The sequence below is a fragment of the Iodidimonas sp. MBR-22 genome, from assembly GCF_029946565.1.
GTDB classification, from domain to species: domain Bacteria; phylum Pseudomonadota; class Alphaproteobacteria; order Sphingomonadales; family Rhodothalassiaceae; genus Iodidimonas; species Iodidimonas nitroreducens.
The window spans coordinates 18,599-40,504 of the sequence record NZ_JARKVQ010000020.1; the positions used below are offsets into that span (position 1 = coordinate 18,599).

The 21,906-nt window shown below is 57.7% G+C and carries 19 protein-coding genes; 15 read left to right on the forward strand and 4 right to left on the reverse strand.

The genetic code is table 11. The annotated features are described in order from the left end of the window. The first annotated feature begins 16 nt into the window (after positions 1–16). The 13 genes from QK300_RS12425 (at position 17) to QK300_RS12485 (ending at position 15,419) form a co-directional block, all read left to right on the forward strand. The gene (locus QK300_RS12425) at positions 17–649 is read left to right on the forward strand and encodes a hypothetical protein (protein WP_281302060.1); all 633 of its coding nucleotides are present in this window, start codon (positions 17–19) and stop codon (positions 647–649) included. Beyond that, a complete protein-coding gene (locus QK300_RS12430) occupies positions 639–1,193 on the forward strand; it encodes a hypothetical protein (RefSeq protein WP_281302061.1) in 555 nt (184 codons plus the stop codon). Before QK300_RS12425 ends, QK300_RS12430 begins: the two co-directional genes overlap by 11 nt. A 141-nt stretch (positions 1,194–1,334) precedes the next feature. Next, complete coding sequence (locus QK300_RS12435; protein WP_281302062.1) at positions 1,335–3,488, forward strand: secretin N-terminal domain-containing protein; 2,154 nt, start codon at positions 1,335–1,337, stop codon at positions 3,486–3,488. A gap of 29 nt (positions 3,489–3,517) precedes the next feature. Further along, complete coding sequence (locus QK300_RS12440) at positions 3,518–3,928, forward strand: type II secretion system protein (protein WP_281302063.1); 411 nt, start codon at positions 3,518–3,520, stop codon at positions 3,926–3,928. 154 nt (positions 3,929–4,082) lie between these two features. Next, a complete protein-coding gene (gene rfbB / locus QK300_RS12445; RefSeq protein WP_281302064.1) occupies positions 4,083–5,198 on the forward strand; it encodes a dTDP-glucose 4,6-dehydratase in 1,116 nt (371 codons plus the stop codon). A gap of 40 nt (positions 5,199–5,238) precedes the next feature. Then, positions 5,239–6,273 carry a Wzz/FepE/Etk N-terminal domain-containing protein gene (locus tag QK300_RS12450; RefSeq protein WP_281302065.1) on the forward strand — a complete coding sequence of 345 codons (1,035 nt, stop codon included), beginning with the start codon at positions 5,239–5,241 and terminating at the stop codon, positions 6,271–6,273. After that, the gene (locus QK300_RS12455) at positions 6,260–7,651 is read left to right on the forward strand and encodes an oligosaccharide flippase family protein (protein ID WP_281302066.1); all 1,392 of its coding nucleotides are present in this window, start codon (positions 6,260–6,262) and stop codon (positions 7,649–7,651) included. The genes QK300_RS12450 and QK300_RS12455 overlap by 14 nt, the downstream gene beginning before the upstream one ends. Positions 7,652–7,664: 13 nt before the next feature. Beyond that, a complete protein-coding gene (locus tag QK300_RS12460) occupies positions 7,665–8,522 on the forward strand; it encodes a sulfotransferase (protein WP_281302067.1) in 858 nt (285 codons plus the stop codon). A gap of 63 nt (positions 8,523–8,585) precedes the next feature. Next, the gene (locus QK300_RS12465) at positions 8,586–9,920 is read left to right on the forward strand and encodes an O-antigen polymerase (RefSeq protein WP_281302068.1); all 1,335 of its coding nucleotides are present in this window, start codon (positions 8,586–8,588) and stop codon (positions 9,918–9,920) included. Positions 9,921–9,929: 9 nt separating this feature from the next. Further along, complete coding sequence (locus tag QK300_RS12470) at positions 9,930–10,958, forward strand: glycosyltransferase family 4 protein (RefSeq protein ID WP_281302069.1); 1,029 nt, start codon at positions 9,930–9,932, stop codon at positions 10,956–10,958. 135 nt (positions 10,959–11,093) lie between these two features. Further along, the gene (locus QK300_RS12475) at positions 11,094–12,215 is read left to right on the forward strand and encodes a glycosyltransferase (protein WP_281302070.1); all 1,122 of its coding nucleotides are present in this window, start codon (positions 11,094–11,096) and stop codon (positions 12,213–12,215) included. A gap of 34 nt (positions 12,216–12,249) precedes the next feature. Further along, positions 12,250–14,208 (forward strand): asparagine synthase (glutamine-hydrolyzing), encoded by a 1,959-nt coding sequence (gene asnB, locus QK300_RS12480; protein ID WP_281302071.1) that lies wholly within the window; start codon positions 12,250–12,252, stop codon positions 14,206–14,208. Positions 14,209–14,219: 11 nt separating this feature from the next. Further along, positions 14,220–15,419 carry a glycosyltransferase family 4 protein gene (locus tag QK300_RS12485; RefSeq protein ID WP_281302072.1) on the forward strand — a complete coding sequence of 400 codons (1,200 nt, stop codon included), beginning with the start codon at positions 14,220–14,222 and terminating at the stop codon, positions 15,417–15,419. Positions 15,420–15,425: 6 nt separating this feature from the next. On the opposite strand, the gene QK300_RS12490 is transcribed toward QK300_RS12485, so the two are convergent. From QK300_RS12490 to QK300_RS12505, 4 genes are read right to left on the reverse strand one after another with little or no spacing between them, the layout of a single operon-like run. Further along, a complete protein-coding gene (locus QK300_RS12490) occupies positions 15,426–15,875 on the reverse strand; it encodes a type II secretion system protein (protein WP_281302073.1) in 450 nt (149 codons plus the stop codon). After that, positions 15,850–16,314, reverse strand: coding sequence for a type II secretion system major pseudopilin GspG (gene gspG, locus QK300_RS12495; RefSeq protein ID WP_281302074.1), 465 nt, complete (start codon positions 16,312–16,314; stop codon positions 15,850–15,852). The genes QK300_RS12490 and gspG overlap by 26 nt, the downstream gene beginning before the upstream one ends. Positions 16,315–16,331: 17 nt before the next feature. Then, entirely contained in the window at positions 16,332–17,537 is a 1,206-nt protein-coding gene (locus QK300_RS12500; RefSeq protein WP_281302075.1) for a type II secretion system F family protein, read from the reverse strand. 1 nt (position 17,538) lies between these two features. Continuing rightward, on the reverse strand, positions 17,539–19,305 hold the full coding sequence (locus QK300_RS12505) for a GspE/PulE family protein (protein ID WP_281302076.1): 1,767 nt from the start codon (positions 19,303–19,305) through the stop codon (positions 17,539–17,541). Between the two features lie 460 nt (positions 19,306–19,765). Here QK300_RS12505 and QK300_RS12510 point away from each other — a divergent pair, with 460 nt between their 5' ends. Continuing rightward, complete coding sequence (locus QK300_RS12510; protein WP_281302077.1) at positions 19,766–21,052, forward strand: site-specific integrase; 1,287 nt, start codon at positions 19,766–19,768, stop codon at positions 21,050–21,052. Positions 21,053–21,539: 487 nt separating this feature from the next. Beyond that, entirely contained in the window at positions 21,540–21,746 is a 207-nt protein-coding gene (locus tag QK300_RS12515) for a hypothetical protein (protein WP_281302078.1), read from the forward strand. Positions 21,747–21,906: the final 160 nt, after the last annotated feature.

Here is a 21,906-nt window from a genome sequence, read left to right on the forward strand (position 1 = left end):
ATGAAACGGATAGATCATGACTGAATTGATTTCATGGCTCAAGCAGCAAACGAATGATCGGGTCATTCTGGGCCTGAAACTGCTGTTTGTTCTTTTGCTGCTCTGGATTTTTCTGGACATGCGCGCCTCGGCTTTGCAAGCCGGGCAGCGGGCGCAGGCGGCGCGCACTCAGGCGATGATCATGGATGATCTCGATGATCCCGCTTTATGGGCGGTTCGGGCGAAAGCCGCGCAGATGGATATGGATCATTGGCAGGCCGGGGCGTGGCAGGCCCCCACCGCCGGTATTGCGGCGGCGATGGTCCATGGGGCTTTGGAAACGCTGGCCAAAGAGCAGGATGTGGCGGCCAGCAATGTGCGGGTGAATCCTGAAATCCTGAAGGTTGATGGGGTGGATGCCCTGCGTTTCGATCTCAATGTGCGGGGGGATCAGGGGGCAGTGGTGCGGATGATGCTGGCCTTGTCCTTGGCCATGCCGCGCTTGATTACCACCGATTTCAATGCCAATTTTGCGGCTCGTGGCGCCAATATCCGGTTTTCGGGCATTGCCCCTTTCCAGCCGACCCCCGCCCCTTCCCTTCAAACCAATGCCCCTCAAACCAATACCGTGCCACAGGCGAACAGGGGGGGGGCATCCAATGGATCATGATCGCTTGCGGCTGTTTTTATTGCCCGCCCTGCTGATCACGGCTTTCGGGATTTTATCGGGCATTGCGGCCTATTTCATGGCTGATGTGGCCATGCGCAAAGAGATTGAAAACAGCATCGAATGGCGTCCCACGGTGCCGCCGCCCGCTGCCATGGCGAGGCAGGGGGGCATCGGCCTTTATGATCTGGCAAGGCTTTTGCTGGCGGGTGGGGCTTTTGGCGCGGTTGAGGCCAAAGCCTATCAGGCCCCCGGGGCTGCGGCGGGGGCAACAGGGGCAGCGGGTGCCGATAGTCTGGCGGCGCTCCGCGCGTCTTTTCCGCAAATCATTGCCGCCGCCTTCCTCGATGCCTCGCCCATGGTGTATCTGCGGCAAAAGGATGGGACGATTACGGGTTGGCCCGAAGGCAGCGCGCCGGCACCGGGCTGGCAGATTCTGTCTATCAGCCTTGATGCCCTGAAGGTGCAGTATGAAGATGAGCAGATGCTAACCCTTCCTTTATTCGCTTTTGAGACAATCACCCCTATAAATCGATCCAATGAATGATAAAGTGAAATATGCGGAAAAATTTTCGGCATTTTGCTGCATGATCAAAGGATCGAGAAAGATTGACCGCCCCCGGCTGCGGTTCTATCGTGCCGCAACCAATCACTGGTTTTGAATAATATTGAGAATGATCCCACACCTATGAGCCGAAGCCCTTTGAGATTTTTGCGCGTGCGCGGTCCGCTGTGGGGGCTCATGGGGTTCATGGCTTTGGCGGGCTGTGCCAATTGGAACATGCAGCCCGAAATCGCTGTGCGCAATAATTCTTTGGGGGATCGCGTTGATCGGGCGGATCGTCCGGCCGGGCAGGGCGATAGCATCGGCGATGCCCCGGCCAATGATAATCAGCTTCTAAAGCAGCCGTTTAACGAGCGCCTGCGCGCCACGGCCGTGCCCTCGATCAAATCTGATGCGCCGCAAACATCCGATGAGGTAAAGGCCCCGGCCTTGCCCGAAACGGCGGTGGATGCCTCGGTGCCGCCGCTGATCCTGCCGGCCTTCATTGATGTGGTTTTTGGCGAGATTTTGAAGGTTCCCTATTCCACCGGGCCGGAAGTGGCGGCGCGCAAGGATGTTATTCAATTGCGCTCATCAGGGGCGCTTTCGGCACCCGATTTTCTGCATCTGGTCTCTGTTGCCCTGAAGGATTATGGCATTCGTGTCAGCCCGCAAGATGGCCTTTATGTGGTGATCGCCGATGCCAATGCCCGTGGACGGCGGCCGCAATTCCTGCGTTCCCGATCCCGGCAATCCACCCCGGCCGCTTTGCGCCCGGTGGTGCAGTTTGTGCAGATGCAGGCCATCGATTCCAACAATATGCGCAATCTTTTGTTGCAGGCTTTTCCGCGCGGCGGGGCCCTGGAAGTGACCAATGATACCACCACCGGATCGGTGATCCTGACCGGCCTGCCCGAAGATGTGGATGCCGCCCTTGAAATCATCGAGACGATGGATGATCTGGCTTTTGCCAATTCCGAAGTGATGCAGTTCAAGCCGATTTTCTGGCAGGTCGAGGAATTGGCCGAACAACTGGCGAAAATCCTGCGGGCCGAAGGCTGGCAGGCGTCCGTTGGCGAGCGCCAGTTTTTACCGATCCACATGGTACCGGTTCCTTTTTCCAATAGCCTGCTGGTTTTCGTGCGCGAAGAAGAAGCCCGGCAAAGGGTGCTCTATTGGCTCAATAGTTTGGATCAGCCCTCGCAAAAGGGGGATATCGATCAGATTTTCGTTTATGATGTGCAAAATACCGATGCCGCCTCGATTGCCGAAACCGCCAATGCCGTTTTAAGCAACAGGGGCGGGCGATTGCCGGGTGCCGAAACTACAACGGCCCCCACTGCCGCCAATGCCTCAAACGGGGGGTCGCAATCCCGTTCGCAGGGCGAGATTGTCGTCGATCCCTTGGGCAATCGGCTGATATTTTCGGGCAGTGCCAGCGATTACCAACGGCTTTTGCAATTATTGCGCAGGCTCGATCAGCCCACCCCCGAAGTTTTGATCGAAGTCACGGTGGCCGAAGTGACCCTGACCGACGAAACCCAATATGGCGTTGAGTTTTTTGTCAATAGTGTGGGGGGCAGTGGGGCGGATGTCAGCTTTGGCACCGATGGCGGGCTTGGGCTATCGGCTTCGGGCTTTAATCTCGGCTTTTTAAGCGGCGATGTGTCGGGCGCGCTCAATGCCTTTGCCCAAAATCAGCAGGTGAATGTGCTCTCCACCCCGCGTCTTGTGGCGCGGTCGGGGGGGGCGGCCAATATTCAGGTGGGCACCGATGTGCCGGTGATCACCTCGCAATCGGCGGCGGATCAGCAAAGCGGTGGCGGCTCGCGCGATGTTTTGCAATCCGTGCAGTTCAGGTCCACCGGTGTTTTGCTGAATATCGAACCGATTGTTTACAGCACCGGGCGGGTGGATCTCACCATCACACAGGAAGTTTCCAGCGCTTTGCCCAATCCCAATGCGGCGATTGCCAGCCCGATCATCTCGAATCGCAATCTCAGCACCCAGCTCACCTTGGATGATGGGGGCACGGCGGTGCTTGGCGGCCTGATTCAGGATAGCATCACCCGGGGCGATACGGGGATTCCCCTGCTAAAGGATATTCCGTGGCTCGGCAGCCTGTTCAGCGTCGATTCACTGAGTGTGGAGCGCACGGAGCTATTGGTGATTATCACCGCCTATATCATTCGCAGTTCCGAAGATCGGGCACGTTTTGTTGATTATCTCACCGATGATATCAATAGGTCATTGGCCGATCCGTTAAAACTGCGGACACGCCTGCCCAAGCAGCCATGAAGATCGGGGGCACCTCAAAGCGTGCCCTGATGCAGGGTTTCACCGTGCTTGAAGTTCTGGTGGCCATCGCCATTCTTGGCACGGCTTTGGCGGCTTTGCTGGGTTTGCAGCAAAGCTCGATCCGCGCGGCTTTGGGGGTGGAACGGGCGCAGCAGCGGATTACACTGGATCGCGGGGCGCTGGCTTTGCTGCGCTCGATCAATCCGGTTCTGGAGCCGGAGGGCCGTGCTGAATTAAGTTTGGGGGCGGAGATGCAATGGCGATCCGAACCCCTGGGCGCGGCGCGGCGGATCACCTCGGCGATTGGGGCCGAAGGGCGCTTTTCCCTGCAGCGCTTTCGGGTTCTGGTCACGATCACCGCCCCCGATCTGCCTGCCCGATCCTGGTCGGTCGAGCTTTTGGGCTGGCAACCGGTGCAGCCCTTCCTGCCCGCGGGCTAGGCACCCATCGCGCCCCCCCCGGGGGCTTGTGGCGGGCTTATGGCGGGCCTGATGAAATGACCCGAAGGCCTGTCTTTCATTGCGTTGCGCGGCAAGGGGGGCTATCCAAAAGCATAGGGCTGTGCCGATAGGGCAATAGACGATAAGGCAATCCATGGGTAATCTGCTGATCACGGGCGGGGCGGGGTTTATTGGCGCGAATTTTGCCCATCACTGGGCCGCGCATCATCCAAAGTCTGAGATGATCATTCTCGATCGCTTGAGCTATGCCGGCAATCTGGCGAGCATCGATGATCTGATCAAAGCCGAAGCGGTGGATCTGGTGGTGGGGGATATTGCCGATCTCGATCTGGTGGCGGGGCTTTTGCGGGATCGCGATATCGACCGGATCGTGCATTTTGCCGCTGAAAGCCATGTGGATCGCTCTCTTCACGGCCCTGAAGCCTTTATTGAAACCAACATCCTTGGCACCCATCAGCTTTTGCGGGCAGCGCGCATGGTCTGGCTCGATGAAGGCAGCGGCCGCGATCATCGCTTCCATCATATCTCTACCGATGAGGTTTTTGGCTCTTTGCAGATGGAGGCCCCGCCCTTTACCGAACAATCGCCCTATGCCCCCAATTCGCCCTATTCGGCATCGAAAGCCGCCGCCGATCATCTGGTGCGGGCCTATCATCATAGCTTTGGCCTCAAGACCAGTCTCTCGAATTGTTCCAATAATTACGGGCCTTATCAATTCCCCGAAAAGCTGATCCCGCTGTTTTTGATCAATGCGCTTCATGGCAGGCCTTTGCCCATTTATGGCGATGGGGCAAACAGGCGCGATTGGCTGCATGTGGATGATCATTGCGCGGCTATCGATACCATCTTGCATCATGGCGGGGCGGGATCGGTTTATGCTGTGGGTGGGGGCTGTGAATTAAGCAATCTCGATCTCATCGATCAGCTTTGCGCGGGCCTTGATGCGGCCTTTGCCGCCCGCCCCGCTTTGGCCGAACACTATCCGGATGCCCCCGCAGCCCGGGGCCTGCCCACGGCCAGCCTGAAACAATTCGTGCCTGATCGCCCGGGCCATGATCGGCGCTATGCCATCGATGCCAGCCTGATCGCTCAGGATCTGGGCTTTCGCCCGCAGGTGGATTTCAAATCGGGGCTGGCCCAAACCATCACATGGTATCTGGATCATCCCCACTGGTGGCAGGCCATTCTGGATGGGCGCTATCGGGATTGGATCGATCAGCATTATAAAACCCTGATCAAAACGCGCTGAGAAAAACCCAAAGCCTAAAGCCGAGCAGGAACAATCGATCATGACCGAGATGCAAGATAAGGGGGCCACCGCTACCGGGGGAAGCCCGCAATCGCTGGTCGCTACGGGGCAGGGGCCGCAATCCTATGGCCAGCCCAATGTCGTCTATCTTCATGATATGGTGGCCGCCATCCGCCGGCATCTTTGGCTGATTGTGATGATCCTGTCGGTTTCTACAGGGCTTGGGCTGGCCTATGCCATTTTTACAAAGCCCCTTTACACCGCCACCGTGACCACCCAGCCCGCCAGCACGGAGCAGGGGGGTGCCCTTTCAGGATTGGGGGGATCTTTGGGCGGGGCGGCGGCTTTGGCGGGGATCAGCCTGGGCGATAGCGATAGCGATCAGGTGGCGCATATGGCGGTGCTCAAATCCTATGAATTTTCCATGCGGTTCATCACTAATAACAAGTTGATGCCCGATCTTTTTCCCGAGCAATGGAATGCGGAAACAGGCGATTGGCGGCAAGGGGATCCGGGCGTGATCGGGCGGATGATCGCCGGGCTTTCGGCACTGATCGCCCGGCTTTCGGGGGATGAAGGCTGGATACCACCCAGCCATATTCCATCGGATTGGGAAGCCTTTGAATTATTCAGTACTGAAATCCGCCATATCCGCGAAGATACGGATAATGGCCTTGTCACCGTTTCCTTTCGTTTTCGCGATCCCCAAAAAGCCGCCCTTTGGGCCAATGAATTCGTGGCCCAGGCCAATGCCGAAATCCGCAGCCGCACCGTGGCCGAAGCCACAAGGGCGATGACCTTTTTGAAAGACGAGGCGGAAAACACCCGCGTGGCAGGATTGCAGGCCACCATTTATGGCCTGATGCAGGCACAGCTTGAAAAGGCGATGATGGCCAATTCGCGCCCCGAATATGCTTTCAGGGTGATTGATCGAGCCACCGTGCCGCAGGTGCGATCCCATCCCCAAAGATCGTTGATTGTTTTTCTGTCGCTGTTTCTTGGCCTTGCACTGGGTGTGGGGGTTGCCCTGTCGATTGAATACTGGCGGGGGACTTTGGTGCGTGAGCAAGGCTGATCCTTCATCAGGGCGCGGGGGGCTTTTGGGTATGCGCCGATGGCTCATGGGCCATCTCGATCATCATTTCAGGGATATTTTATCCGGGGCGGCAATCACCTTTGGCCTGAAGATCACGGGCATGGGCCTGATGTTTGCCTTCAATGTTTTGGTGGCGCGGCTTTTGGGGGTGGCGGATACGGGCCTGTTTTTCCTTGCGCTGACCCTGTTGCAAATGGCCGCCACAGTTGCCCTTTGGGGCCTTGATAATGCCACATTGCGCTTTATCTCGGGCTTTGCTGCCAAGGAACGATGGGCTGATGTGCGGGCTGTTTTTTTGCGGGCGGTGAGCGGGGCGCTCTTCTCATCCCTGTTGCTGGCCACGGCAATTTTTTTCGCAGCGCCCTATCTGGCTTCAACGGTTTTTGATGAGCCCGCCCTTCTCATGCCCCTCAGGATCGTGGCTTTGGGGGTGCCGGTTCTGGCTTTATTGCCGATATTTGCGGAAAGTCTGAAAGGCCTGAAAAAGATTTTCGCCTCGCAAATCCTCCAAGGCGCGGTTTTGCCCTTTTTTGCCCTTTTATGGCTGCTGTTGCTGGCCACCTCCACTGGGGCCGATTGGGGCGCAAGCGGGGCGATCATGGCCTATGGGCTGGCGGCTTTGATGGCCCTTTTGCTGGGGTGGGGGCTGTGGCACTGGCAGCTTTCTCGGCGAGATAAAATCGGGCCGGATAAAACCGGCAGCGGGCATTTTTCCATGCGCCAATTGCTGCGGTCCGCCGGACCTTTGGGGGGGATTTCGATCCTGCATCTTTTGATGCAATGGGTGCCCTTATTGGCTTTGGGTGCCTTTGGCAGCAGCACCGAGGTGGGGCTGTTTGGGGTTGCTGTGCGCACAGCAACGCTCACCAGCCTGTTGCTGGTGGCAGTCAATAGTATCGCCGCCCCGAAATTTGCCGCCCTGTGGGCAAAAGGCGATCATGAAGCGCTGCAAAGGCTGGCGGTGAAATCAACGGCGCTCATCACCCTTCTGGCGGCGCCCCTTTTATTGGCCTTCATCGTCTTCCCCTCATTCATTCTGGGGCTGTTTGGGGCCGATTTCAAAGAGGGGGCCATAGCACTTTCGATTCTGGCGGCGGGGCAGTTTGTCAATGCAGCCACGGGTTCGGTGGGATTTTTGCTGATCATGACCGGGCATGAACGCCAGCTTTGGAAATCGGTGGCGCTGGCGGCTTTGTTGTCTTTGCTGATGTCGGGCCTGATCATGGGCGGCGCGGGCCTTATCATGGCGGCTTTGGCGGTGGCTGTGCCTTTGGCCATGCAAAATATTCTGTCGTCTTTTTATGCCATGCGTTATCTCCATTTTCTTCCGTGCAATTATTTCCTCCTCTTTCGTTGAGAGCCTTTGCCCCATGCATCATCAATCCCCTGTCATCTTCATTGGAATGCACCGTTCGGGCACCAGCATGCTGGGGCGCGTTCTCGAGCGTTTGGGCCTTTTTGTCGGGGCGCATAAGGAGGGCAATAATGAAGCCGTGTTTTTTTTGCGGCTGAATTCATGGCTGTTGAGCCAATGCGGCGGGCGCTGGGATCATCCTTTGCCCATTCATGATCTGTGGGATAATCCGGCCCTTCTGGAATGGGTGGAACGCTATGTGCGCAATCAGATGGATGGGCCGCGTGCGCTCCATTTTCTGGGCCTTTCGCGTTATCTCAAATATCGCAAGACCAGCGCCATCACTGAACCATGGGGCTGGAAAGATCCGCGCAACAGCTTTACTTTGCCGCTGTGGCTGCGGCTGTTTCCCGATGCCCGCATCATCCATATCCGGCGGCATGGGGTGGATGTGGCCCAAAGCCTGAAGGTGCGCGGCGAACAGGGAATGGCATCGATCACCGCCCATTACCAGCGCTATGGGGCTTTGGCGGCGCTGCGCCCCAAACGCAGTGGCTTTATGGAATCGCCGCGCTGTGCCAAAATCGAGGGCGGCTTCAGCCTGTGGGCCGATTATCTGGAGGAAGTGGAAAACCGGCTGCAAGCGCTGCCCGATCAGCAAAAGCTTGAGATCGTTTATGAGGATTTTCTGGCCAATCCCATTGAGATGATCGGGCCGATTGCGCAATTTTGCGGTCTGGATTGTGGGGCAGAGGCCGCACGGGCGGGCGTTGCGGATATTCGGCCTAGCCGCGCTTTGCCCCATAAAGCCGATGAAGAGCTTGCCCTGTTCGCCAAAGAGAATGCGCATGTGCTGGCACGATTTGGATATTGATCGGGTTGATCTGATGGGCGGCTTTCTCATGCCGGCTCAGGCCCCCGATAATGGCGCTCGGCCATGAACGGGGCGATGGATGGCCTTGTGGTGGCCTTGGCGGGCAGCTTTGCCTTTGGCAGCCTGATGGCCATCAGCCTTTTCATGGCTCGGTCGTGGTTTCACCCGGCTGTGGCGTGGAATGGCATCTGGTTCGTGGTCTTCGCCTTGATGTGTTTGGCCCAGATGTGGCTTTATCCGGTTTCTTGGCAGGCTTTGGGGGTTTTCCTGGCCGGGGCGCTTTATTTTTCCTTTGGAACGCTTCTGGGCAGCCTGCGCTGGCGTGCTGAAATCCCTGCCGGATTTGCCCCATCGTCGGGCCAAGCGCCTAATCAGGGCTTCTATCAAAGCGATCGGGTTTTGCTGCTGGCTGTGCTGGTGCTGCTGGTGATCGGGCTCCCCTTTTATCTGCGCCATATCATGTCATTTTCGTCGTCCGCGCCGTTCACGCCCATGTTTTTCCTTGAGGTGCGCCAAGGTATGCTGGATGAAGCGCAAAATGCCGGGCGGGGGGCGCTGGTCAATAATCTGGTGGTGCTGTCCACATTTGCCACGCTGGTGGCCCTTGCCGTTACCGAAGGGGGCCGTCGCTGGCGGCTGCTGATCGCCGCCCTTTTTGCTCTGGCCGTTTTCTACAATCTCCTCACGGCGGCCAAGGGCGGGTTATTGAGCCTTCTGGTGGGGTCTTTTGCCGTTTATGGCCTCACCCGAAAACGCTTGCCGGTAAAGGCGCTGATCATCCTCATGATCCTCGTTCTGATTGCCTTTGGGGGCATTACGGTTTTGCGCAATTCGCTGGCGGCGGATAGCGAGATGACCTTGCTCGACGCCGCCGGGCTCACGGGGCAGATATTTTTGAATTATCTCACCACCAGCGCGGTGGCCTTCAGCGTTTATCTCGATGGAATTGAACAGATCCCTGAAATCAAAAGCCCATGGGAATTTTTCATCCGCACCATCAATTATTTCGGGGCTTTTTTCGATGCCCCCAATCCTCCGGGGAAATTCATCGAATTGGGGCCGGGGGTGGTGGGCTATAATACCTATAGTATCTATTTTTTCTATTATCCCCATTATGGCATGCTGGGGGTGGCGGGTTTCATGTTTTTGCTGGGGCTGATCAGCGGTGCGGTTCATAAATTGGCGCAATCGGGTTCCTTGCCCTGGCTTTTAGTCTATGCCATGATTTTCTATGGCATTATCCTTGGCATTCTGGCCGATGCCTTGCTGACTTCGCTCAACCCGATCATCAAGCTGGTTTTGTTTGGGGCTGTGTTTGTGGTGGCGCGGCATATCCGTTTATTTGATCCTTCTGCCCGCGGGTCCCGGCTGGGCAGGCAATCGCCATCAAGAGCATAACCCGATCCGATGACACGAACCCCCCTGAATATTGCCGCTTTTACCGGCGGCCAAACCGTTCCCAGCGCTCGTTTCCGGGTGCGGCAATATATCGATCCTTTAAAAAGCCATGGCCTGATGGTGCAGGAATTTCCATCCCGGGCCGGGCAATATCCCCCGCCAGCCCAGTGGAAACGCCCGCCCTGGCTTTTGGCCACGATCCTTGAGCGGGTGCCCCATATCCTCAAAAGCCGCCAGTTTGATCTCATCTTGTTTCAGCGCGAACTGGTCAGCACCCTTCTGACGTTGGAGCCTTATTTCGCCGGGCCGCGCCTTTTGGATGTGGATGATGCGATCTGGCTGCACAAGCGCGGCGGTTTTGCCGCCCGGCTCGCCCGGCTCAGCGATGGGGTGATCTGCGGCAACAGCTTTTTGCAAAGCTATTTCGATGATCTGGGATGCCGAACCTGGCTTTTGCCCACAGCGGTGGATAGTGATCGCTTTTGCCCGGGATCACAGCCACCCTCGCAATCCCAGATCATCGGCTGGTCGGGATCGGGGGGCAATCTCATCCAATTGGAACGCCTGGAACCGGCGCTGGCGATGGTGTTTCTAAAAAACAAAAGCGCAAGGCTGCGGGTGATCAGCAATCGCCCCCCTCGGTTTCAAAATCTCGATGCGGATCGGGTGGATTATGTGCGCTGGTCGCCCGAGATTGAGGTTTCAGCCCTGCAAGATCTTCGCCTTGGGCTGATGCCCATCGAGGACAATGATTGGTCGCGGGGGAAATGTTCCTATAAAATGCTGACCTATATGGCGTGCGGGCTGCCTGTGGTGGTCAGCCCCATTGGCATGAATGCGGAATTGCTGGCCATGGATGAGATCGGTTTCGGGGCCGCCACCCAAGGCGACTGGGCCGAGCAGATCAGCGCCCTGCTCACCAATCCCGATCTGGGGCAAAAAATGGGCGAAAAAGGCCGCAGGCTGGTTGTCGCGCATTTCAGCCTCGCGCATTTATCACTTCGGATGGCAAAGATCATTCGCTCTGTTGCCCCTTGATCTTCTAGAGCATTTTCCGATCAAAGGGGATCGGATCAAATGCTCTAAATATTTGTTTAAACGCGATTTCCTTGCCGCGTCGTGACCCCACTCCGCTCGAAATCGCTCTAGGGTTATAGGAAAGTGCTTTCAGGAATGGCTCCGCTGAAATCGGTCCTTCATATGATCACCGGCCTTGGTCGCGGCGGTGCGGAACATATGCTTTATAAGCTGCTGGGTGCCATGGATCGGGGGGCAGTGCGCCATCATGTGCTGTCTTTGACCGACGATGGCATCTATGCCGAGAAAATCCGCGCCCTGGGGGTGCCGGTGGAAAGTTTGGGCATGCGCATGGGGCGACCCAATCCCCTCCATCTTTTGCGCTTGCGCAGGCATGTGCGGCGCATTGATCCCGATCTGGTTCATGGCTGGATGTATCATGCCATTCTGGCCGCGCAGCTTTCAGCGCAGGGTCGCCCGGTGGTGGCAGGCATCCGCCATAGTATCGAACGCCTGTCGAACGAAAAATTGACCACCAATCTGGTTATTCGGGCAACCGCAGGCCTGAGCGCATCCCTTGCCGCCCTCACCTTCAATGCCCAAATCAGCCACGATCAGCATCTGAAAATCGGTTTCAGCCCCCGATATGCTCAGGTGATCCCCAATGGCTTTGATACCGATCGGCTGACCCCCCACCCGCTGAAGGGGGCGCGGCTGCGGGCGACACTGGGCATTGGCCCGGATGTTTTTGTGGTTTTGCATGTGGCGCGTTTTCATCCGATGAAGGATCATCGGGGATTGCTGGCGGCCATCGCCCGGATCAAAAGCCGCGATATCGTGTTTCTGCTGGCCGGAACCGGGGTGGATAGCCGCAATCCGGCCTTCAGCGAAATAAGGGATGATCGCGTGCATTTCTTGGGGGAGCGCGATGATATTCCCGATCTGATGGCGGCGGCGGATTGTCTGGTCAGTTCGTCCTGGAGCGAGGCCTTTCCCAATGTTCTGGGCGAAGCGATGGCCTGCGGGATTCCGGCGATTGCCACAGATGTGGGGGAATCGGCGGCGATTGTGGCGGATAGCGGGCTGGTGGTGCCGCCCAAAAACCCCGAAGCGCTGGCAAAAGCCTTGCTTCAGATGAAGGATATGCCACAAGAAAAGCGCAATGCCCTGGGACAACAGGCCCGACAGCGGGTGATCGAACATTATAGCCTGTCAAAGGTGGCATCGGATTATCTGGCCCTTTATCACCATGTTCTGAACAGGCCAAAGCGATCATAACGGAAAACTGAACAGAAAAAGGGGCGGATGGCTGATGTGCGGGATTGTGGGCTTTATCAATTGGCAGGGCGTGCCCGAAGGCGGCGCGCAAATCCTGAGGGCCATGACCGATGCCGTGCACCATCGCGGTCCCGATGATGGCGGCCAATGGCTGGATAGGGCGCGGGGCGTGGGGTTTGGTCATCGCCGCCTGTCGATTCTCGATCTGTCGTCGGCGGGGCATCAGCCGATGCATTCGGCATCCGGGCGCTATATCATCGTTTATAATGGCGAGATTTATAACCATCATGATTTAAGGGCCGAACTCAACGACGCAGGCAAGGCCCCGGCATGGCGGGGGCATTCCGATACCGAAACCCTTTTGGCGGTGATCGAGGCGATAGGCCCCGATGCGGCGCTGTCCCGGCTCAATGGCATGTTTGCCTTTGCCCTTTGGGATCAACAGGATCACAGCCTGTTTCTCGCCCGTGATCGGCTGGGGGAAAAGCCCCTTTATTATGGCTTTGCGGCGGATGGCACCTTTTTATTCGGTTCCGAGCTGAAATCCCTGACCCTATGGCCGGGCTTTGAAAAGCATGTTGATCGCGATGCTTTGGCCGCCTATCTGCAATTCAATTATGTGCCATCCCCTTATGCGATCTGGCACGGTCTGCATAAATTGCCGCCCGCCCATCGGCTGATCTTAAAGGCCGGGGATCAAAGCCTGCCGCCGCCCCATGCTTATTGGGATGTGCACAGCATCGCGCAGGCGGGCGCCGCCCATCCCCTGGCCGATGAAGCGGGGCTGGTCGATCGTCTTGAAACCCTGCTGATGGGCAGCGTAGGGCGGCGGATGGAAGCGGATGTGGCGCTGGGGGCTTTTTTATCCGGGGGGATTGACAGCTCCACCATTGTCGCCCTGATGCAGGCGCAATCCACCCGGAAAATCCGCACATTTTCCATCGGCTTTCATGAAAGCCGCTATAATGAAGCCACCTATGCCAAAGAGGTGGCGCAGCATCTGGGAACCGATCACACAGAATTATATGTGACCGCGAAACAAGCGCTAGATGTGATCCCCCGACTTCCCCATATGTGGGACGAACCCTTCGCCGATAGCTCGCAAATCCCCACAAGCCTCTTGTGCGAGATGACCCGGGCGCATGTGACCGTGAGCCTGTCTGGCGATGGTGGGGATGAGCTTTTCTGCGGCTATGATCGCTATGCGCGGGCCATGCATCTGAAGGCGGCGCTGGCCCGGATTCCACGGCAAGGCCGGGCGCTGGCGGCAGGATTTCTGCGCACCGGCTTTGCCGGGCATCTGGCTGCCGGGGTGAACGGGCTTTTACCCAAAAGCATGGCCACGGTAGCGGTGCGGGATCGCTTGCCAAAGCTTGCGGATTTTTTGCTTCGTTCGGATGAAGCGGGCATCTATGGCGATTTGATTTCCCATTGGCGAGATCCTTATCCCGTTGTTCTGGGGGCGCAGGGGCCCGGGCTCTCGGTGTTTGATCAGGTGCCGGATTTCCCCGATTTCCGCCAGAAAATGATGTTTCGCGATCTCGTCGCCTATCTGCCCGATGATATTCTGACCAAAGTGGATCGCGCCAGCATGGCGGCCAGCCTGGAAGCGCGAGTGCCTTTTCTGGATCATCATGTGGTGGAATTTGCCTGGCAAGTACCCATGAGCGCCAAGCTGAAAAAGGGTGTGGGCAAGCATATTCTGCGCGAGGTTTTATATCGTCATGTGCCGCAAAAGCTGATCGATCGGCCGAAAATGGGCTTTGGGGTGCCGATTGAAGATTGGCTGCGCGGTCCTTTGCGCGATTGGGCAGAAGATCTGCTCGATGAAAAGCGGCTGCGAGAAGACGGCTTTTTCGACCCCGCCCCGATTCGCCGCTTATGGGATGAGCATCTGTTTCATGGTCGGCGCTGGCACTATCATCTGTGGGATATTCTGATGTTTCAGGCCTGGTGGCGTCAGCAATCCGAACCTCACACGATGGGCCGATAAAGAGAACCGCCATGCCGCAGCACAATAATCGAAAATCACATGAAGCGCATCAGGACGGCCGGGGCGTCATCCGGTCGGTGGCGGTGATATCCAATCAGGCGCGCTCGATGTTGCATCATCGGGGGCCCTTGATCGCGGCGATGATCGGTTGCGGGGTGCGGGTTTATGCGCTGGCCCCTGATCATGATGCCACATCGCGGGCAGAGGTCGAGGCGCTGGGGGCGGTGCCTGTTGATTATCGGCTGGATCGCACCGGCATGAACCCCCTGCGCGATCTGGGGCATATGCTCCGCCTTTCGCGGCTTTTGCGGCGGCTGGATGTGGATGGAAGCTTTGGCTATTTCATCAAGCCGGTGATTTATGGGAGCCTGGCTGCATGGCTCGCGGGGGTGCCACATCGTTTTGCGCTGATTGCCGGGCTTGGCTATGTTTTCACGGATGGAGACACGCCGCCTGATCTGAAAAAGCGTTTTTTAAAGATGATCGTTTCGCTTCTGTATCGATTGGCCCTTCATCGCTGCACACAGGTGTTTTTTGAAAATGGCGATGATCTCCAGCATTTCGCCACGGCTGGGCATCTGCCCCGGGGTGTGGGGCTTAATGTTCATGGCACGGGGGTTTATCTTGATCATTATGCGCATGTGCCGCCGCCTATGGCCGATGCGCCCCCGGTTTTTCTGCTGGTGGCGCGATTATTGCGCGAAAAGGGCCTTTATGAATTTGCCGAAGCCGCGCGCCGCATCAAGGCCCGTCATCCCGCTGCGCGCTTTGTGCTTTTAGGCGGGCTGGATGATAATCCCGGTTCCCTCACCCAGGAAACGGTGCAGGGCTGGGTGCAGGAAGGGATCATCGAATGGCCGGGCGCGGTTGCCGATGTGCGCCCGTATCTTGTGGCATCGTCTGTGTTTGTTTTACCAAGCTGGCGCGAAGGCCTGCCGCGTTCCACCACCGAAGCTTTGGCCACCGGGCGGGCGGTGATCACAAGCGATGCGCCGGGCTGCCGGGATACGGTAATTGCGGGCGAAAATGGCCTGCTGGTGCCGGTGCGCGATCCGGCGGCGCTGGCAGCGGCAATGCAGCATTTCATCGATCATCCCGAGGATGTGGCGCGGATGGGGGCGGCAAGCCGCGCGCTGGCAGAAGCCCGCTTTGATGTGCACAAAATCAATGCCACCATTTTGCAGGCAATGGGGATTGCCCCTGCAGCCTGAAGCCGATCAGCCAGCCTGCTGCGGGCCACTGGTGATGATGGTTTCGCACAAAGGCGGGCGAATTTGCAGGCGAAGGCTGCGCCCGGATGGGGCGATAAGGGTGATCTCGCCGCCCGCACACAGCCCGATATCGCTGATCATCAAGGCGCCGGTGCTGCGGATGATCCAGCCATCGGGCAGATCGAAATCAAGGGGCCGGGCACCGGGCGGGATATTGCCTTCAGCACCATAATAAAAAGCCTGGCCATCAAGCCGGGCGCGCATGGGGGCATGGCGCATTTGGGTGGCGATGGCTTCGGCCTGCTGGATCAACTGGCCGCTTTCAATGCGGGCGGTGAAAAGCGGTGCGGCCAGCCCCAAAACCAGCCCCATGATCGCCAGCACCACCAGCATTTCCAGCAGGGTGAACCCCTGCCGGCTCGCCTTCGCCTTAGCGTGTGGAGGAAATATCGGCATCCAGCCCCTCGCCCCCTTCGGCATTATCGGGGCCATAGCTATAAACTTCAGCAACCCCGCCCCGGGTTTCCGGCGCGCGGTAGCGATAGGGATTGTTCCAGGGATCAACCGGGATCGAGCCATCGAGATAAGGTCCGAACCAGCTTGATCGCAAGGCCGGATCATCGGGCGGGGTGACCAGAAGCGACAAGCCTTCCTGCTCGGTGGGATAGCGGCCGATATCGATCCGCATGGTATCGAGGGCGGTGCGCAACATGCGGGTCTGTGCCTGTGCGGTGGTCACTTTCGAGCTATCGAGCTGGCCAAACAGGCGCGGCCCCACAAGGGTTGCCAGCACCGCGATGATGGCAATCACGATCAGCATTTCCAGCAGGGTAAAGCCCCTTTGCTGGCCTTTTCTGGCGGCATTGGGATAATGCCGAAGCCGACATGGGCGCATGGTGCGTATCTCCGTTTCTAGATTTCAAATTGATAAAGGCTGGTCATGGCCAGCACGATTCCGATGACAAGGGTGCCCACGATCATCGAGATCAGCAAGATGGCCACCGGCTCGGCAAGGGCTGTGATTTTCTTGGCCCGTTCGCGGGCATCATCATCTAAAATATTGCTCATGAATAAAAGCATCTGATCAAGGGCGGCGGCCTGCCGGCCGGTACGCAAAAGATCGGTGAAGGTGGGATCGAGGGCCACCCCGTTCGATAGCGCTTCATCCAGCGCTTCGCCCGCCCGCACGGCGCGGCGGGCCTCGATCAACCCTTGGGAAAAGCTGGGGCTGGTCACAGCCCGGGCGGCCAGATCAAAAGCGGTGAGCAAAGGCGCGCCATTGCGCATGGCCACCCCCATAGTGCGCGCCCAATTGGCAAGCTGGGCGCGGCGCAAAAAGGGTCCCAGCACCGGCAGGCGATCAAGCAGGGCGAAAAAGCGGGCCCGGGCGGGGCGGGATCGCCCGATATGCAGCGCGGCGGCGATAAGGGCAAAGGCGGATAAGCCCAGCACAAGGGTATTGTCGCGAAAGAGCGCCGATCCCCCCAGTACCATTTTGGAAATCAGCGGCAGCTTATCGCGATCATCGCCGATCATCGCTTCAAATTGCGGCACCACCACCACAAACATGAAAATGGTGATCACCAGCCCGGTTGCCGCCAGAAATGCCGGATAGGTGAGGGCGCCGCGTATATCCCGGCGCAGGGCTTCTTCCTGCTCCATGCGATTGGCGGCATCGCTTAAAGCATCGGCAATGGCCCCCGTTTGCTCGCCCAATTCGGCCAATTGCGCCACATAGGGCGGAAAATCGGCCATATGGGTGGCAAAGGTCTGGGATAGCCGCTCCCCCGCCCGCAGGCCCCGGCGCATGGCAAGGCTGCGCGCCCGCAGCACCGGATGACCATTGCGCGAAAGGCTATCCATGCATTCCAAAAGCGGCAATCCGGCAGAAAGCAGCGTGGCCATCTGGCGGATATAGCGCGCCCGCGCCTTGTTTTTCAGCTTTTTCCGGAAAAGCCCGGCAAAAGGCAGGCCGCCTCGCCCCACGGCTTCGATCCGGAAGGGTTCAAGGCCCTTGTCCTTCAGCTTTTGCCAGGCCTCGCGCTTTGACCCGGCTTCGATCCGGCCCGATAAAACCACACCATCCGCCTTGATGGATTTATGCTTGAAATCCGCCATTTCAGTGGGCCATAGCGGTGGATGCCCCCACCACGCGCATCACTTCATCCAAAGTGGTTTCACCGGCACGGGCTTTTTCGGCCCCATCTTCAATCAGGCTCATGAAGCCGCTTTGGCGGGCGATCTGGATCATATCGCGTAAAGATCGGCCATCGGAAATGGCTTCGGCCATGGCCCCATCGATGGCGGCGATTTCAAATAAAGCCAGCCGCCCCTGATAGCCGCTGTGGGAACATTGATCGCAGCCCGGCGCGGTGCGCCAGCGGGCGGGGTTTTTATTGACCGCACTTTGCAAAGCGGGGCAATCGGCGGCCATCCGGTCGATGAAGGCATTTTGCTGGGCGATGCGCTGGGGATTGGTTTCATCCCGGGCGCAATGGGGGCACAGGCGGCGCACCAGCCTTTGGGCGGCGGTGCCGATGAGGGCGGAGGCCACCAGAAAGGGTTCAAGCCCCAGATCAATCAGGCGGGGGATGGCGGCGAGGGCGGAATTGGTGTGCAGGGTGGACAGCACCAGATGCCCGGTGAGGGCGGCTTGCGCTGCAATGGCGGCGGTTTCACCATCGCGGATTTCGCCGATCATGATCACATCGGGATCCTGGCGCAGGATGGCGCGCAGGCCCCGGGCGAAATCATAGCCGATTTCCGATTTGGTCTGGATCTGCGACACGCCGGTCATATCATATTCCACCGGATCTTCGATGGTGATGATTTTGCGAATACCATCATTCACGGTTTCCAGCGCCCGATAAAGGGTGGTGGATTTGCCCGAGCCGGTGGGCCCGGTGACAAGGATGATGCCGTGATTTTCGCGCAACAGATCATCGAGCACATCGCGCGCCCGGCCATAAAGCCCAAGGCCCGAAAGATCGAGCAGGGTGCGCTGTTTGCGCAAAAGGCGCAAAACCAGCCCCTCGCCCCATGATGTGGGAAGCGAGGACACGCGCAAATCCACCTCCTCGCCGGAAATGCGGATGGTTTGGCGGCCATCCTGCGGCAGGCGGCGTTCGGCAATATCCATGCCCGATAATAGCTTCACGCGTGAAACCACGGCATCGAAACGGCGGCGCGGCTGGGTGGCCTTTACATGCAAAACGCCATCGATGCGGCTGCGAACCTGAAACATATGTTCCGATGGCTCGATATGAATATCGGATGCCCCTTCATTCAGCGCCTGATTGAAGATGGTATTCACAAAATCGATCACCGGCGCTTCTTCGGCCATTTCGCGCAGGCGGGCGGTATCGGTTTCATCATCATCCATGGCCGAAGCGCTGGCCTGATCAAAATGGGTGAGCAGGCTATCGATCAGGCTGTTGGCGGCCAGATGAATGCGCACGCTGGGGGCGCGGCTTTCCAGCATTTCATGGATATCGGGATCAAGGCTATGGCGGGGCGCGGCGCAGATGATCCCCGGCTGCCATGCCGGTTCATCGGGGATTTCATCAGGCGCGGCATCGGGGTTTTCAACCGGCAGACACCAAACCGGTACGGATTTTTGCAAAAACCACGAAAGAGGCAGGCCCAGACTTTCGGCAGCCGCAAGACAGGCGCTGGCATCGGGGGCGGTCTGGGGGGTCAGGATCGGCAGATCAAGCTGGCTTGACAGGGCCTTTAAAAGTTCAGGCTCGCCCAGCGCGCCGAGGCGCAAAAGCGCCTGACCATAAAGGCCACCCACTTCGCGTTGAAAGGCTTCGGCCTGGGCCTTGTCACGCGCGGTGATCAGGCCAAGCTCGGATAATATTGTGCCGATGCGCCGTTGGTCCATGCCTTGTTCGTGCCTTGTGCGTCACATGTGGGGGGCCTGCCCGCGCCCTGTTTGCTTTGGGGGCCGCGTCTCCCGGATATCGTCTTGTTGTAATGGATCGCGCCGCGCTGGCCAAGTTTTCTCTTTGTCTGATCGCGCTCGCGCGTATCCCCCCAGATCAAGCCCGGGATAATGATTGGGGGGTCAAGCCCGGGCGCCGATTGAAGGCGGGCGGGTACCTTGGAAAAGATAACAAGGCTTGAAAAATGGCGCACCCGACAAGATTCGAACTTGTGACCTCTGCCTTCGGAGGGCTAAGGAATAAGTCATTTTTTGTTTTCAGACTTATACCCAAGCTAACCTTGAGCGTTGATTTCTCAATAAAAATAGTGTTTTATAGGATAAGTCAGCGTGACTGACAAAAACCCTTTAACACCCCGCTATACCCGAGGCGTGCTTACTATGTGCTTACTGTAACGAAATGACGCAAGTTCGACTGACGAAAACCGTAGTGGACAAGCTTGAACCCCGCGACAAAGACTATTTCGTCTGGTGCGGCAAGCTGGCAGGCTTCGGTGTCCGAGTATGGAAGAGTGGACGAAAGACGTTCGTCGTGCAGTATCGCGCCGGGGGACGTGACACCCCATCGCGCAGGAAGTCATTGGGGGTTTTCGGCACCGTAACAACCGAGGAAGCGCGCAAGGTTGCTGAGTCCTATCTGGCATCAGCACAGCTCGGAAATGACCGTATCGGTGACGATCAGCGTGCACGCTCCGAACTAACAGTCAACCAGCTCTGCGCCGACTACATCAAACATGGTGTCACAACGAAGAAGGAAAGCACAATCAAGACAGATATGGGGCGCATTACCAGCCACATTTGTCCGCTGATCGGGAAGAAGAAGATCAGCGCTGTAACGCGCCGTGACGTCGAACAGATGTTGCAGGATATCGCTGCAGGCAAGACTGCGCGGGATTCAAGAACCGAGAAAGGGCGTTCCATTATCAAGGGCGGTAAGGGAACCGCCACGAGGACAGTGCGACTCTTGGGCGGGATATTCACGTACGCGATCAATCATGGTCTTTTGGAAGCCAATCCCTGTGCTGGGGTTAAGGTGTTCAAAGATGGATCAAAAGAACGCTTTCTAAGCCAAGCTGAGCTGGACAGCCTCGCTAAGTCGCTCGAAGACGCCGAGACTATCGGCCTTCCATGGTTGTTGCGAGACGAAGCACAAACCAAGCACAGGCCTAAGGACGCGAATATGCGAGAGGTCATGTCGCCTCATGTGACAGGCGCAATACGCCTGCTTGTGCTGACCGGCTGCCGACTCCGGGAAATCTTGCATCTTCGCTGGACCGAGGTGGACCTTGAACGCGGCTTGCTCAACCTTCCTGACAGCAAGACCGGGCGGAAAACGGTCTATCTGTCGAACGCAGCTATCGATGTCTTGGCAAAGCTTCCCCGAGCCGGGACCTATGTCGTGGCCGGGGATGACCCCCAAAAACCGCGATCTGATCTGAAACGTCCTTGGAAGCGGATTTCAAATCATGCTGGGATCAGCGACGTAAGGATACATGACCTGAGACATACCTTTGCTTCCATCGGTGCCGCGCAGGGCCTCAGCCTGCAACTCATTGGAAAGCTGTTGGGGCACAAATCACCTGAAACCACGGCGCGCTACGCGCATTTGACAGAAGACCCGCTGCGCCGTGCGCTGAACGACATGTCGAGCAGCATACCGTTCGGTCAGGCCCCCAAGGCGCAATAAAGTTTCTATTTAGAACAGATGGTTAAAGCTTGCGCGCAAAAAAGTAGCCGAGAGTCGCCCCGGATTCTGCCGTCTCCATTGTATATACTGGGGCGACAGAGAGCGTCGCGTCCCGAACCTGTCTAGGAGAGACGCAAATGGAAAAGCACCTGAGACCCGCCGAGGCTGTTGACTACATGGCCGCGAAGTATGGCTTCCGATACAGCCCCAAGTACCTTGCCAAGCTACGCTCAACATCATCGATTGGCCCAAAATGGATCCGTCATGGCGGGCGCATCTACTACCGCCCTTCCCACTTGGACGATTGGATTGCGCGACGAACTTCGACTTTTTAATCCACATCGCAGAACGAGATTGTCTTTTCCGTTTAATATCAGTGTGTTACGGAAATAAAATGTTGACACCCCCTGAGGGTCTGGTTTGTTATATAAGGTGAAGGCCATCCCGGCTTTCACCATGACACCAACCTATCAGAAAGGGTCACGTCATGGACGTACAGAATGACAACTTCATCCTCATCCCAGCCAAAAGCGGCGGCGGTGCACTTGTGCGCAGGAGCCAGGTTGCAGGAGGCCGCGCCAATGGTGCTGACGGCGCTATTGTCTACCTCGCTTCGGGGCCATCGGTATACACGACCGCTACAATCCCCCAATTGGCCGAGTTCTTCGGCGCACAGATCGCGGAAATTCGTTGATCGACTGACACCGGCAGGAGGCCCAAAATGATGGGCCTCCCCACCAGCTACCATCTTTCAGATGAATGGATTGCGTTGCTTCCAATGAGATGCCCCTAGATTTATAGACGCTTTGCTTGGTAACTATGGAACCAAGGAGAAGCACAGATGTCATCGCAAA